Raw genomic sequence first — 13,747 nt, 5'->3', positions numbered from 1 at the left:
GTGAGAAATTGGAATTACGACCATACCAACAAGAAGCAAGGGAAGCTGTAAAAAAGGAATGGACCGATGGGAATAAAAAGACGCTACTAGTCTTACCAACAGGAACAGGCAAAACAATTGTCTTCAGCAAAATTATTGAAGATGTTACTCGTGATGGAGATAGAACACTGGTACTTGCCCATCGTGGTGAGTTGTTAGAACAGGCAGCCGATAAGCTTGAAAAAAGTACAGGCTTAAAATGTGCCACGGAAAAGGCAGAACAGACTTCTGTCGGTAGTTGGTTCCGGGTAGTGGTTGGATCTGTTCAGACACTTCAAAACGAAAAGCGATTAAAGCAGTTTCCGCCAGATCACTTTGACAATATCATTATTGATGAAGCCCATCATTGTATCAGCGACGGGTATCAACGTGTATTAAAATATTTTGAATCTGCCAATGTTTTAGGAGTAACCGCAACGCCAGACCGTGGAGATATGAAAAATCTAGGCAGCTATTTTGATTCATTGGCGTATGAGTGTAGCTTGCCTCAAGCTATCAAAGAAGGATTTTTGTCACCAATTAAAGCGGTGACTGTTCCATTGAAATTAGATCTATCTAGTGTAGGGCAACAGGCAGGTGACTTTAAAACCAAAGATTTAGGTACGGCACTTGATCCATATTTGGAATCTATTGCTGAGGAAATGCTGGAATATTGTAAAGATAGAAAGACTGTCGTTTTTCTGCCATTAGTCAAAACCAGTCAGAAATTTACTGAGATATTAAATCAAAAGGGCTTTCGTGCGGCTGAGATCAATGGAACCAGCAAAGACCGTGCAGAAATACTAGAAGATTTTGAGAACGATAAATATAACGTTCTATGTAACTCTATGTTATTAACTGAAGGTTGGGATTGTCCGAGCGTTGACTGTGTGATTGTATTGCGTCCCACAAAGGTGCGAAGCCTGTATAGCCAAATGGTAGGTCGTGGGACTCGCTTGTTTCCTGGAAAGGAAGAACTGTTGCTAATTGATTTCTTATGGCACACAGAACGTCATGAGCTTTGTCATCCGGCCCATTTGATCGCTGAAAATGTAGAAGTAGCCAAGAAGATGACCGAGAACATCGAAAAGGCAGGCGTTCCGCTAGATTTAGAAGAGGCAGAGGTCAAGGCTGCTGAGGATGTTGTTGCTCAACGTGAAGAGGCGCTTGCGAAACAATTGGAGCAAATGAAGAAACGCAAGAAGAAACTTGTTGATCCGCTTCAATTTGAGATGAGTATTCAAGCAGAAGATTTGTCCAGTTATGTACCGGCCTTTGGTTGGGAGATGGGGCCACCGTCTGATAAACAAGTTAAGGCACTTGAAAAGATGGGGATTCTTCCAGATCAGATTGAGAATGCTGGTAAAGCAGCTAAATTGATGGAGCGATTGGAAAAACGTCGCGCAGAAGGCTTGGCAACTCCTAAACAAATACGTTTACTGGAAAGATATGGATTTGGTCATGTAGGAACATGGCGGTTCGACAATGCAAGAAACTTGATTGATCGTATTGCTGCGAATGGCTGGCGATTACCTTCAGGAGTAAATCCGAAAGAATACAAAGGAGCATAGTAAAACATGGAATCTACTTTAGATTTAACCGAATTATTAGCTCACATTGATCCATCTATGCTGGATTATCAGGAATGGGTCAATGTGGGAATGGCATTAAAAGAAGAAGGATATACGGCAGCTGATTGGGACTTATGGAGCCAACAGGATGCTGGCAGATATAATTCCGGCGAATGTTGGAAAAAATGGGATAGCTTCCAAGGACAAGGAACTGGGGCACCTGTTACCGGTGGGACGATTGTCCAATACGCCAAGGATCAAGGGTGGAAACCAGCCTTTACATTTGAAAGCGGTGGGCATGAATTAGACTGGGGCGATTCAATTGATAAAGATGATCTTGTGGTTGTCGATAAAAATTGGCTAGAGAAAAAAGAAGTGTATGAGCCAAGAAATTGGAGCCCAGCCAGAGAGCTTGTCCGATATTTAGATGCTCTTTTCGAACCGTCTGAGACAGTTGCCTATAACGTAGAGTCTTGGCTCGATGAGAATGATAATAAATGGAAGCCAGGAAATAAAGGGTCATATGATCGTAACGCTGGTGAGCTTATTCGGCTCTTGAACCAATGTAATGACGATATCGGTTCTGTTCTTGGAGACTACACAGAAGAAGCGGGGGCATGGATCAGATTTAATCCTTTCGATGGAAAGGGCGTAAGGAATGACAACGTAACTGAGTTCAAATATGCATTGGTAGAATCGGATAACATGGATCTCTCTGAGCAGAACGCAATTATCCATGAGCTAGAATTACCGGTTGCTGCTTTGGTTCATTCTGGCGGAAAATCTATTCACGCTATTGTAAAAGTAGATGCTGCCAACTATGAAGAGTACAGGAAGCGGGTTGACTATCTCTATGAAGTTTGTAAAAAGAATGGGCTGAATATTGATAGACAAAACAGGAATCCTTCCAGACTTTCACGAATGCCAGGGGTCACACGTAATGGAAAGAAGCAGTTTCTTATTGGGACAAACATCGGCAAGGGTAACTGGGCAGAATGGCATGAATGGATTGAAGGCATTAACGACGATCTGCCAGATCCAGAATCGTTAGATCAGTATTGGGATAATTTGCCAGAATTGGCACCGGTTCTGATTGATGGTGTGTTAAGGCAAGGGCACAAGCTACTTATGGCCGGACCATCGAAGGCTGGTAAATCATTCGCACTGATTGAGTTGAGTATTGCAATTGCTGAAGGTCGGCAATGGATCGGCTGGAATTGCACTCAAGGAAAAATCCTCTATGTCAATCTTGAATTAGACCGTCCCAGTGCATTGCATCGGTTTAAAGATGTTTATGAGGGGCTAGGATGGCAGCCAAACAATCTCCACAACATAGATATTTGGAACTTGAGAGGAAAAACGGTGCCTATGGATAAGCTGGCTCCAAAGCTTATCAGACGTGCGGCTAAGAAGGATTATATCGCTGTTATCATTGATCCAATTTATAAAGTGCTTACCGGTGACGAAAACAGCGCGGATCAGATGGCGCATTTTACAAATCAGTTTGATAAGGTGGCCACAGAATTAGGTTGTGCGGTCATCTACTGTCACCACCATTCAAAAGGCTCACAAGGCGGTAAGAAATCGATGGACCGTGCTTCTGGTTCAGGAGTGTTTGCCAGAGATCCGGATGCGCTAATTGACTTAGTAGAATTGGAGCTGTCAGAGGACTTGCAGAAGGCACAGAAAGGCAAGGCAGCTTGTACAGCTTATGAAGAAGCCTTTCGGAAATACAATCCGGATTATATGGATGAAAATATTTCAGATGATGATTATATGAGTGAGTTTCAAATGTCAGAACATGCGAAAGTCGGTATTCCTTCGAAGTATAAAGCGGATGTCACAAAGGCTGTGAACGACGCGAAACAACTAGCAAATACGAAGTCTGCATGGCGTATTGAAGGGACTCTTCGGGAGTTTCCCAAGTTTGATGCAATTAATATGTGGTTTGAATACCCAAGGCATACAGTTGATACAACAGGGATTTTGGCAGATATTCAGCCAGGAGATGAGCAGCCAACATGGAAAAAGAATCTTGGTAAGAAGAAAGACCCGAAGGATAAGAAGAAAGAACGCATAGAAGCAGTAAAGACCGCTTTTGATGCCTGCACTATAAACGGGGATGTCACTACAAAAGATATGGCTGAATACATGGGCGTAACAGAAAAAACTGTTCGAAATCGTGTAAAAGAACATGGTGGATTTTGGATTGATGAAGGCGTTATTGGTCTGAAATCTGATAATCAGACACAGGGAAAGTAGGGAAAAACTTCGATAATTTCCTTTCCTTAGTTTAATAAAGTTACAGGGAAAAAGTCGAATATTTTCCTTTTCCCTCAGATGGAAATTATCGAGAAATTTCCTTTCATTTCTCAGGGAAATTATCGGTGTTTTTCCCTAAGGCGATTTAGAGGGAAAAAGTCGAGAATCCTCGATAATTTCCGAGGGAAGGAAAAAACATATTATATAAATAATATAATTTCCGTTTCCCTCCATAGGTCATAGGGGTAAGTAGTTGTGCGATAGCTCACGCACAACAACAACTCCTTCCCTGTCCTTTGACAAAGAAAAATTTCTCGAAGATTAAAAAAGAATGATTACGATTTACAGAGGAGGATGTAAAATGGCAAAATTTCAGAAAAGAAGTAAGAAATTGAATGTCGGAAAATTCATGCCACCATCGTTTCATAAGCTCCCAGATAAAGATTTTGATATTACTAAAAGCGAAACAGTTCAGTGGCTTATCCAGCAGCCTGATATTTTAGCTTACGTCTGGGACCAATTCAAGCAATCTGGAGATGTGGAATTCAATCCTAAGACTGGAAAATGGAAAGGGATATTCTACGGTGATGAAGATAATGAGGGACATTATACACATGGCGGTACGTGGGTAAGAGATATTCCTGATGATGAAAGGTGGGGGAATGAACTTGATTGAGTTTTTCATGCCTATGATTCCACCTCAAACGACTCATCAACAAAAAAAGGTAACCGTGATAAACGGGAAACCAAAATTTTATGAGCCACCAGAATTACAAGCGACTAGAGAAAAACTGATGGCTCATTTATCTAAGCATGTCCCAGAGCAAAAATACTTAGTTCCTGTAAGGCTAACCGTAAAGTGGTGCTTCCCTGCGACTGGAAAACACAAGGATGGGGAATACAAGTGGACAAAGCCAGATTTAGACAACAGTAATAAGCTGTTGCAGGATTGTATGACTAAACTAGGGTTCTGGAAAGATGATAGCTATGTGGTAAGTTTGATCACTGAAAAATTTTGGGCAAACATACCTGGTATTTATATTCGAATCGAGGCGGTTTGATGGACTACAGAGCATTTTTTCAAGATGTGACCATCTGGATGGACCAGATCAACGAAGTGGTAAAACAGCATTCAATTTTCACTGATGAATACTGGGATCATGTTGTGAAGTCTGCCGGGGAGCTATGCAACAAGTACGGCAATCACGAGTTAGTAAAGCAGCAAATGAGCATGTTACTAGGATACTTAGATCAGCAGTATAAGAAAGCGAGTGGGATGAAATGAGCAAGGTGGAAGAACTGAAAAAGGCAATATCAGTACAACGTAGTTACTTGCATACAAGGAAAGAGCAATCGTACAAATGGGGCGAACCTGCTTTCGTTTCGACTCTTACTATAATTGATGATTATGAAAAGCTGTATCAGTTAATCAAAGAAGTAGAAGCAGAGCAAGCAGAAAATCAACTCAGTATTGCAGATATACTTGATGTAATTGATGATTCTGTAAATTATGTCAAACTTCAAAAGAGTTTTAAAGGTGTTTGTAGTAAATCAGCTGAAGAAGTGTTAGACGAGGTTATCACATATGGATCGCCTTTAGAACTAAAAAAGGAGCAGGAAGAGCTGCAGAAGAAAGCTGATGCGTATGATGAGCAGAACAAGCCTGTTGAGTTTCCGCCGCATATTATTAACTATCTTGATTATGCCAAAAAAAGAGGCTACAAAGTACAAGATTTGTTAAATAATAGAGGTCTATATGACAGTGATAATCGCTACTGGACAGAGGATGAAACGCGGGAAATCGTTGTTGCATATATCACTGGCAACTACACAGTTAAGCAGGAGCAGCTTTATTATGTGAAGATCACAGCAAAAGAGTATCTGTGTTGTGACATTGATGATGATGAGTACTTTACCGATTCTTTAGGCGAGGTAGATGGATACAAGATGAAGTTCACTGAATCAGAAATCAAAGCAATCGACGAACGTTACTTGCCGTTTGCAGTGAAGGTTGAGGAGGAATAGCTATGGAAATATTAATCACAAAGGTTAAGCAGTATAACGGACCACTCCGTCACGTTGTATCAGTTGATGGTGTACCGGTGGCGGTAACAAAGAGAAGAGGGCGAGCAGAGAAGCTCTCAGCGTATCTGCAAGGCTATCAGGTGGATATATCAGACCGAAGCGTTGAAAGGGCTTTGAGCGTATTGAGGGAGGATTGAAGATGAAAACAATGATACCAGCTCCAGCAGTTCGCTTTTTGTTGAAATTTGAAGAGGATAATCTCACAGAGGGACTTAGCTATTTCATAAAGAGCTTAGATGGAGATCGATATTATTTTACAGATTTGCTAGTAGAAGATGGAGTCATCGATTCAAAATTAGGCGAAGATTTATATGCTATTTCTTTGAAATTGAAACATGATGATATTTTTCGATGGTATGTCGCATTGAAAGGGGAATAATTATGAACTTGTGGGAATACTTAAACAATAATCCTTGGCTTGTATTTTTCGCTTTGCTGATCATTGCTGGTGTGTTGGGGGTGCTCTAAATGGAAGAGGCTTACGGATACAACCAGTTGCGTATCAATTATATAAAGGATCATGCGAAAACAATCTATGAGCATAGTATCCAGCTAGAAAATACTTGGCATAATCGAAATAATTTTTCTGTTGATGATAAAACCTTGAACGATTATTTTGAGAATCAACGAAAACAAATCGAAGAGAACATGCGTTACCTAAAAAGTTATTTAGAGCCACATGACTAATAATTGAAAGGGACCAGAAGAATGAATAATCTATTAATCGAAATATTCGGAGTTCTGTATCTGATGGCATTATCTTATATAGTCGGAATGGAGAAGGTGCTCAGCATGATGGAGGATTGCGAAAAGGAGGAGCAGAAATGATATTTAGAAAAAAGAAGCAGCTGGCTTTTCTTGCTCATCGGGTTCAGCAAATGGAAGAGGTCCTTTGCCCGAATAAGCAGCATGACTGGATCACTTATGACAAGGAAATGGTTGCCACGAGTTTATATCCAGATTTCAAGGATATACAAATCTGCAAGAGATGCAAGAAAGAACGAAAAATAAATTCCGATGTAGTCAGATTTGGAGGGTAAAGCGAATGTCAAAAGGATTGACGAAACATCAACTGGAGATTGTAACTCAGGCTGTATTGAATGAGCACGAGAAACAAAACGCCAAAAAGAAAAAAGAAGAAAAAGCAAGAAACCTCCGCAATACTGAGCTTCTTTTGAAAAACTACAGGAAATTAAAAGATTTGTGTGACTCGACAATGACGGAGGCAATTCCGCTGGATTACCCAGAATTTGATTTAGAGAATCTAACTTTGGAAAGTTTGACAATCTACCGCAAAAAAACAATGTTAATGATGAACCATGTAGATAAAATGCTTATTGCTTATGAATGGAATTGTGGAAAGGGTTTGCCAGAGGAAAAACGCCGCTTTGAGGTTTTGAAATATCGCTACCTGGTTGATGAGAAATTGACAGTTAAACAGCTGTGTGAAAAAAAGTTTGTTGATCAAAGAACAATATACAGAGATACCAAAGAGGCAATCGGAGATATGTCAGTGCTTCTTTTTGGGATTGATGCGATTGATTTTTCTTGATGTCAAAATGCTGTCAACAAATGTCAGTATTTAAGTGTTACTATGATAGCGTGAAATAAGTTTAAACAGCCGTGTAACTCCTTTTTTAAGTTAAGTTTTAAACAACCCTACTTTTTTTCACACGGCTGTTTATATAAATTAGTGATCAAGCACTCATGGAAACAAATAAAGAAAGAGGTGATCCAACTCCTCGATTCCTTATTCAATCCGTGGGTGCATTTTTTTGGACGTTTATCTCAGATGGCATAGAGGACGGTTCATAACCGTTTAGTCACAGGTTCGAATCCTGTAGCGTCCATTAGGGAGCACCTAGATGACCAGGCATGGCATTTAGGATCGTGACCCTTTAGCAATCGAGGAAGTTGGAGGGGGCTCCCGAAGTACAAGGGAAAATGGCAGATGGCACATGTTGGTCATCGTGTAGATTGCTAGTACATAGTTTGATTAGATCGCTTAGGCGGTCTATTTATTTTGAATAAGGAGGAGTAAGCATGACTATCGAAGAAGTGAAACAAGAGTTTGAGACAGACTTAAAAAAGATAGAATCTCTTAAAACGCTTTTGGATAAATTGAGAAGTATTGATTTCTTTGAAGGAGCTACTGTTAGGAACTACGCAGGAACGGGAGAAGAATATGTATATCTGAATGATGAGGGCGAATGCACTTTTCTAAATGATGCGTGGAGCGAAAAGATAAATAGCTTGATAGATGAGATTAAGGACGTTGAAAAGCATTTCGTTGCAAAGTGGAAAGGCACTGCCTCCTAACCGGGGTCTCTTTTAGTACAGAAAGAAGGTGAGATAAGCATGACTGACATTATATGGAGTATCTCGATACTGTGGCTTTTGTTTATGATAGGCCAGATTCTTGTAGGGCTGTTGTTTTTTCGATTCATTGAGCAGAGGTTTAGCGCTGAAAATTCGATGTTATCGAAGAAGCGCAAGGCGCATGAAAGAGAATTTTTAAAGAGGAAAGAGGACTACAAGGTTGCAGAAGAAAGAAACAAGGCAGCAATGAAAAAAGGAAGGAAGTAGCTTCGAGGAGGAAGATATTATGCCAAAAAAATGTGTACCACCAGGACCTGACAGACCACAACCAAGACCAGACACACAAGAGAAGATGATTGAACAGCCAAGACTAGTGAATGAGTATCTTCATTTGTTAGAACAAGCACAGGATGTAATGGAGAATCAAAAGGAAGCTATCAAAGCTGCAATAGGCTTGCGTTTGTATAATCAGCAAATCTTAGAGATTTTAAAACTAATCAATACAACTGGAAACCTTAGCGAATACATACAAGGCTTAGAAGATCAAATAAAAGTATTTGATAATTTAGTTGTTGAATACGGCCCGTATGACCCAACCACCTATACCATGGCTGTAAAGAATAATACAGGGTTGATCACAAAACGTCCGGAGGAATAATGATGGCAATGAAATCTAAGAAGCCTTGTAGCTTTCCGAGATGCAGCAAACTGACAACAGATATGTATTGCGAGGATCACGCAGACCGAAGCAGAGAGAGTCGGAAGAGTTTGTATAATTCTAGGTGGCGAAGAGAACGCAAAGCTTATCTACTTCGTAATCCTTTGTGCGCTGATATATATAAGCAACATAAAACGCCAGTATTAGCAACGGTAGTGGATCACAAGGCGGCTCATAAAGGAAATGAAGAGCTGTTTTGGAATGAAGCAAACTGGCAGCCGCTATGTGCATCATGCCACAACAGGAAAACTCGATTGTCAGATATGATGGACTATTAAAATAAAATAACACCCCTCCACCCTTAAAATGTTTTGAAAATAGGCTTACGAAAGAACGCCCTCCTAACTTCGCACAAAATTCCCTTTATTCAGTTTTTTTATGGAATTTTAAACGTTGATATAAAAGGGTTCTTATTCATGGGTAAAACAATCATAGTCATTTTTTTCAAGGGGTATCAAAAATGAAATATGTGATAAAAGATAAAAATAACAAGATTAAGAAAAGGAGGTTCTGAAAAAATGGCAGGAAGACCTAAAAAACCAATTGAATTAGTAGTCATGGAAGGGCGAAAGCACCTGACTAAAGAAGAAATTGACCGAAGAAAAAAAGAGGAAATAAAGGCGCCTGCCGATAAAATCGAAGCACCTTCTTATTTGACAGCAGCTTTAAAAAAAAGATTTAATTCAATCGCTTTAGAGCTTATAGAGATTGGCATTCTGACAAATCTAGACACTGATGCATTAGGTAGATACGTCTATGCAGAGTATATGCACCAGCAAACCACTAAAAAACTTCGAAAACTGGATATGATTGAAAATATTGTAGAGTTTGAGAAATTGACCAAAATACAGGATCGGTATAACAAGCAAGCGCGAGCAGCTGCGACGGATCTAGGTTTGACCATCAGCAGTAGGGTAAAATTGGTAGTTCCGAAAAAGGAAGAGCCTGAAACGCCAAAAACTCCTGAAGAAAAATTGTTTGGAGGTAGTTTATAGGTGAAATTAGAACAAGAACGAGAAGACTTGCAAAAAAGAGTTATGCAATATGCTGATGACATCCAAAAGGATGAAATAAAAGCATGTAAAAAAGTAAAATGGATGATTCAGCGATTTTATAGTGACCTGCATCAGGTAACTGAACCTGAGTATCCTTTTTTTGTGGATTGGAATGAACTACTTAAGTTTAACCGTTGGGCGGGAATGTTTAAGCACACAAAGGGTGTGCTGGCAGGAGAACATATCAAATTGACAGATTATCAATTATTTTTGGCGGCCAATATTTTTTGTTTTAAGCGAAAGTCGACAGGTTTTAGAAGATTCAGGGAGGCTTACATCCAAGTTGCGAGAAAAAATGCAAAATCTCAATTTTTAGCAATTGTTCTCTCGTTTGTCGCTTTTCTATCCGAGGAACAAGAAGAAATATACATCTCTTGTTGGACGCGCGATCAATCGAACTTAGTATATAACGAGGTCTTGGCGCAAATTGATAAGGTTGAAATGCTAAAAGGTAAATACAGCGATTCATACAACATGATCAGAGTGGTAAAAAATGGTTCGATTATCAAGGCATTATCTCAGGAAGCTAGAAAAACTGGGGAAGGGACAAACCCGTCTGTAGCTGTATTGGATGAATATAAAGACAATCAAACAAACGAATTGAAAGAAACCCAACAGACCGGAATGCTAGCAAGAAAAAGCCCTCTGTTAACTACCATAACAACAGCTGGATTGGACCTATCTGTTCCTTGTTATTCTGACTATGAGTATTTTTCAGATATCTTAAATCCGGATAAAGATACAGAGAATGACGAAATCTTTGTAGCAATCTATGAACTGGATGAAGGCGACGACGTGAATGATGAATCGAATTGGATTAAAGCAAATCCTATAGTTGCGACATATGAAAGAGGCGTGGAGGCTCTGAGAAGTGCACTAAAGCAAGCTCAAGAGCAACCGGAGAAGATGAGATCCTTTCTTACTAAAAACATGAATATGTGGTTGAGTCAATCAGAAAGCGGATATATGGACCTTTCAAAATGGAACGCTTGTAAAATTAAGACTACAGAGAAGATGACGACATTAGTTGAGGGGTGGTCTATCTATGCTGGAATGGACTTATCTATGACGACGGACTTAACTTCTGTAGGGATTGTGGCAGTCAGAGGTGGAAAATTCCGAGTTTTCCAACACTCTTTTATGCCTTCTGAAAAATACAAAGAACGAATGAGTAAAGATAAAGTGAGATACGATTTGTTTGTAGAAGGAGGTTTCCTGACACTAACAGATGGAGAAATCGTAGATTATCGATTTGTCAAAAAGTGGATATTGGACTTTTTCAATTCTTCTAGTATTCGTGAATTGGGTTATGACAAATGGAATGCCACTCATATTGCTCAAGAGCTAGAGGCTGAAGGTGTACCTGTCGTAGAAATTCCACAATCAATTGCTCAATTAAGTATACCGACAAAAGAATTCAGAGAAGCAATTTACAGCGGAAAAGTCGAGCATTTCGGTGACCCCCTTTTAAAATGGGCGCTCGGAAATGCTGTTCTGAAAATGGACGAACAAGAAAATGTGATGGTTGGTAAGAAGGTAAGTAAAAATCGCATCGATCCTGTAGCAGCTGTAATAAATGCATATGCTCGGGCGATGTACGACAATCAAAAAATAGATTTGAATGAGTATATTTTGGGCGATAATTTCAGCTTTTGAGAGGTGGAGAGAATGAAAAATATTTTAATAGACTTATTTTTTTTAATGGGAATCATTTTGATGTTTATACCGCTGTTTCGACTTAGTAAGGATTTAGCTATTTTTTTAGCTGGTTGTTATTGCGCATACAACGCAGTCAACTTGAGTAAGAAACGGGGGGATAAAAAATGATTGTTGATCGTTTATTTCCTAAAACTGAGCAACGGAAGGATACAAGAAGTGAAGCTCAACTACAAACTGGCGGATTTAACTTTTTAACTGAACTTTTCGGATCGAAAAGAAAAACGGTTCGTGTTGATAACGCCGATACATTTGATGACATTTATACGTGTGTCAATATTTTGTCGGATGACGTGGCGAAGTTACCAGTTAAGCTGTACCGTAAAGACGATGAAAAAATAGTTAGGATTAGAAAAAAAGATAACAAATTAGCGAAGCTTCTGACAGGTCGCCCAAATGAATATATGAATATCAGTGATTATTTCAAGCTGCTTATGGTCGATGTGCTCCTTGATGGGAACCACTATTCATTAATGAAATTTGACAAGGACGGAGAAGTTGAAGCGTTGCTACCCCTGCCGAACAGTACACAGCCCGTGAAAGATCAATTGACAGGAGCACTCTATTATCAGACTACAATAGAGAATAAAAATAGGCTGTTACACCCCTGGGAAGTTATTCATGTGAAAGGGTTCAGTAGAGACGGAATCATCGGCAAATCACCGATTAGGGTTATTGCTGAGCGGGTACAGTCGAATGAGTTGGCGAATGATTACAATAAAAATCTTTTAGAACATGGAGGCACTCCTAAAGGTATTCTCAAAGTTCCAGGTATGCTGGCAGCTGACGCAAAGCAAAAGGCTAAAGATGAATGGAAACGTGTGAACGGATCGGACGCAATCGCCGTCATTGATAGCGGGCTGGAATATCAGCAACTTGGTATAACCAACGAAGATATGCAGTTTATTGATTCTCAAAAATTTAATACCCAGAAAATTGCTGCAATCTATAAAGTCCCTCTTCATAAAATAAATGAGATGGGACGAGCGACGTATTCCAATTCAGAAATTCAGTCTTTAGAGTATGTAAAAAATGCTTTGCAGCCATGGATAACCCGCATAGAAATAGAGTTTAATACCAAGATATTCACTGAAAAAGAGCAGGAAGAAGAACATTATATAAAATTCAATCTTGATAGTGAATTGAGAGGAGATTCAAAAACGCGGGCAGAGGTTCATAAAATTCAAGCAGAAACCGGGGCTAAAACGCTTGATGACATTCGAGCAGAAAATGAATCCAGCCCCTATGATGCTGAATGGAGTAAAACACCATTTATTACACTGAATTGGACACAAGCTGATAATTTAGTTCGCTATCAAAATGCTAAGGCTGGAGTTGATAAGATGTTTGAAGCCATGAAGGGAGGTGAGTTAGAAAATGAAAATAAAAACGGGGACGAAGGAGATCAGACAAACAACAACGACAATTGAACTGCGAAATGATCCAGAAAATCAGACTGATTATATTGAGGGGTATGCTCTTAAGTTTAATCGAATGAGTGAATTGTTAGGCGGGTGGTTCCGGGAGAAAATTGCTCCTGAAGCACTAAAGGATACGGATATTTCAAATGTGACAGCGTTGTTCAATCATGAAGAAAGTAAAATTTTAGGACGTTCAGGCATCAACTTAGAGATTGAAATCGATGCTATTGGATTACGTTTCCGTGTAAAACCTACGAAAACAAGTTATTCAGCAGACTTGCTCGAGAACATCCGCCAGGGAATAGTAAATCAATGTTCCTTCGCGTTTACAGTGTCAAGCGATCCAGAGTCGGAGGAGTGGGAACAGACTGACAAAGATGGGGCGGAATATATACGGACTATCCGACGCATAAATAAAATTTATGATGTTTCTATCGTCACCACACCTGCATATTCGGATACAGAGGCGGTAATTGGGTCAAGAAGTCGGGATCAAGTCGAGCAACTGGAACGAAAAAAACTTAATACAGAAATTGAATTATTAAAAATTGAGGCAGAAGCGTACAGCTAAGGAGTTGGAAC

Annotated in this window: 18 protein-coding genes and 1 tRNA gene; all 19 read left to right on the top strand. The window is 39.7% G+C overall.

Annotated features, from left to right (window positions below; all coding sequences use genetic code 11):
• Window positions 1–8: 8 nt before the first annotated feature.
• The 19 genes from I6N96_RS01160 (at window position 9) to I6N96_RS01070 (ending at window position 13,736) form a co-directional block, all read left to right on the top strand.
• Complete coding sequence (locus tag I6N96_RS01160) at window positions 9–1,589, top strand: DEAD/DEAH box helicase (RefSeq protein ID WP_209555664.1); 1,581 nt, start codon at window positions 9–11, stop codon at window positions 1,587–1,589.
• 6 nt (window positions 1,590–1,595) lie between these two features.
• Window positions 1,596–3,851 (top strand): AAA family ATPase, encoded by a 2,256-nt coding sequence (locus I6N96_RS01155; protein WP_209555663.1) that lies wholly within the window; start codon window positions 1,596–1,598, stop codon window positions 3,849–3,851.
• Between the two features lie 361 nt (window positions 3,852–4,212).
• Window positions 4,213–4,527 carry a hypothetical protein gene (locus I6N96_RS01150; RefSeq protein WP_209555662.1) on the top strand — a complete coding sequence of 105 codons (315 nt, stop codon included), beginning with the start codon at window positions 4,213–4,215 and terminating at the stop codon, window positions 4,525–4,527.
• Window positions 4,520–4,912 carry a RusA family crossover junction endodeoxyribonuclease gene (locus I6N96_RS01145; protein ID WP_209556203.1) on the top strand — a complete coding sequence of 131 codons (393 nt, stop codon included), beginning with the start codon at window positions 4,520–4,522 and terminating at the stop codon, window positions 4,910–4,912. The genes I6N96_RS01150 and I6N96_RS01145 overlap by 8 nt, the downstream gene beginning before the upstream one ends.
• The gene (locus tag I6N96_RS01140; RefSeq protein WP_209555661.1) at window positions 4,912–5,136 is read left to right on the top strand and encodes a hypothetical protein; all 225 of its coding nucleotides are present in this window, start codon (window positions 4,912–4,914) and stop codon (window positions 5,134–5,136) included. Before I6N96_RS01145 ends, I6N96_RS01140 begins: the two co-directional genes overlap by 1 nt.
• Complete coding sequence (locus I6N96_RS01135) at window positions 5,133–5,876, top strand: DUF1642 domain-containing protein (protein ID WP_209555660.1); 744 nt, start codon at window positions 5,133–5,135, stop codon at window positions 5,874–5,876. The genes I6N96_RS01140 and I6N96_RS01135 overlap by 4 nt, the downstream gene beginning before the upstream one ends.
• Window positions 5,877–5,878: 2 nt before the next feature.
• Window positions 5,879–6,073 (top strand): hypothetical protein, encoded by a 195-nt coding sequence (locus I6N96_RS01130; RefSeq protein ID WP_209555659.1) that lies wholly within the window; start codon window positions 5,879–5,881, stop codon window positions 6,071–6,073.
• A gap of 2 nt (window positions 6,074–6,075) precedes the next feature.
• Window positions 6,076–6,315, top strand: a complete 240-nt coding sequence (locus tag I6N96_RS01125) for a hypothetical protein (protein ID WP_209555658.1) — start codon at window positions 6,076–6,078, stop codon at window positions 6,313–6,315.
• Window positions 6,316–6,404: 89 nt separating this feature from the next.
• Window positions 6,405–6,623: a hypothetical protein gene (locus tag I6N96_RS01120; protein ID WP_209555657.1), complete on the top strand. Its 219-nt coding sequence runs from the start codon at window positions 6,405–6,407 to the stop codon at window positions 6,621–6,623.
• A gap of 137 nt (window positions 6,624–6,760) precedes the next feature.
• A complete protein-coding gene (locus I6N96_RS01115) occupies window positions 6,761–6,976 on the top strand; it encodes a hypothetical protein (RefSeq protein WP_209555656.1) in 216 nt (71 codons plus the stop codon).
• 5 nt (window positions 6,977–6,981) lie between these two features.
• Window positions 6,982–7,488: a hypothetical protein gene (locus tag I6N96_RS01110; protein WP_209555655.1), complete on the top strand. Its 507-nt coding sequence runs from the start codon at window positions 6,982–6,984 to the stop codon at window positions 7,486–7,488.
• A gap of 225 nt (window positions 7,489–7,713) precedes the next feature.
• Window positions 7,714–7,786, top strand: a tRNA-Met gene (locus I6N96_RS01105).
• Between the two features lie 193 nt (window positions 7,787–7,979).
• Window positions 7,980–8,255 (top strand): hypothetical protein, encoded by a 276-nt coding sequence (locus I6N96_RS01100; protein ID WP_209555654.1) that lies wholly within the window; start codon window positions 7,980–7,982, stop codon window positions 8,253–8,255.
• 286 nt (window positions 8,256–8,541) lie between these two features.
• Window positions 8,542–8,913: a hypothetical protein gene (locus I6N96_RS01095; protein ID WP_209555653.1), complete on the top strand. Its 372-nt coding sequence runs from the start codon at window positions 8,542–8,544 to the stop codon at window positions 8,911–8,913.
• Window positions 8,913–9,251: an HNH endonuclease signature motif containing protein gene (locus I6N96_RS01090; RefSeq protein WP_245186796.1), complete on the top strand. Its 339-nt coding sequence runs from the start codon at window positions 8,913–8,915 to the stop codon at window positions 9,249–9,251. The genes I6N96_RS01095 and I6N96_RS01090 overlap by 1 nt, the downstream gene beginning before the upstream one ends.
• Before the next feature lie 240 nt (window positions 9,252–9,491).
• Window positions 9,492–9,968, top strand: coding sequence for a phage terminase small subunit P27 family (locus I6N96_RS01085; protein ID WP_209555652.1), 477 nt, complete (start codon window positions 9,492–9,494; stop codon window positions 9,966–9,968).
• A complete protein-coding gene (locus I6N96_RS01080) occupies window positions 9,969–11,684 on the top strand; it encodes a terminase large subunit (RefSeq protein WP_209555651.1) in 1,716 nt (571 codons plus the stop codon). It begins immediately after the preceding gene.
• Window positions 11,685–11,851: 167 nt separating this feature from the next.
• On the top strand, window positions 11,852–13,174 hold the full coding sequence (locus tag I6N96_RS01075) for a phage portal protein (protein WP_209555650.1): 1,323 nt from the start codon (window positions 11,852–11,854) through the stop codon (window positions 13,172–13,174).
• Window positions 13,122–13,736 carry an HK97 family phage prohead protease gene (locus I6N96_RS01070; RefSeq protein ID WP_209555649.1) on the top strand — a complete coding sequence of 205 codons (615 nt, stop codon included), beginning with the start codon at window positions 13,122–13,124 and terminating at the stop codon, window positions 13,734–13,736. The genes I6N96_RS01075 and I6N96_RS01070 overlap by 53 nt, the downstream gene beginning before the upstream one ends.
• Window positions 13,737–13,747 lie beyond the last annotated feature (11 nt).

The sequence above is a fragment of the Enterococcus larvae genome, from assembly GCF_017830045.1.
Taxonomy (GTDB): Bacteria; Bacillota; Bacilli; order Lactobacillales; family Enterococcaceae; genus Enterococcus_L; species Enterococcus_L larvae.
Note: the sequence above shows the minus strand (reverse complement) of the source record. Positions and strands in the feature narration are given on the sequence as shown.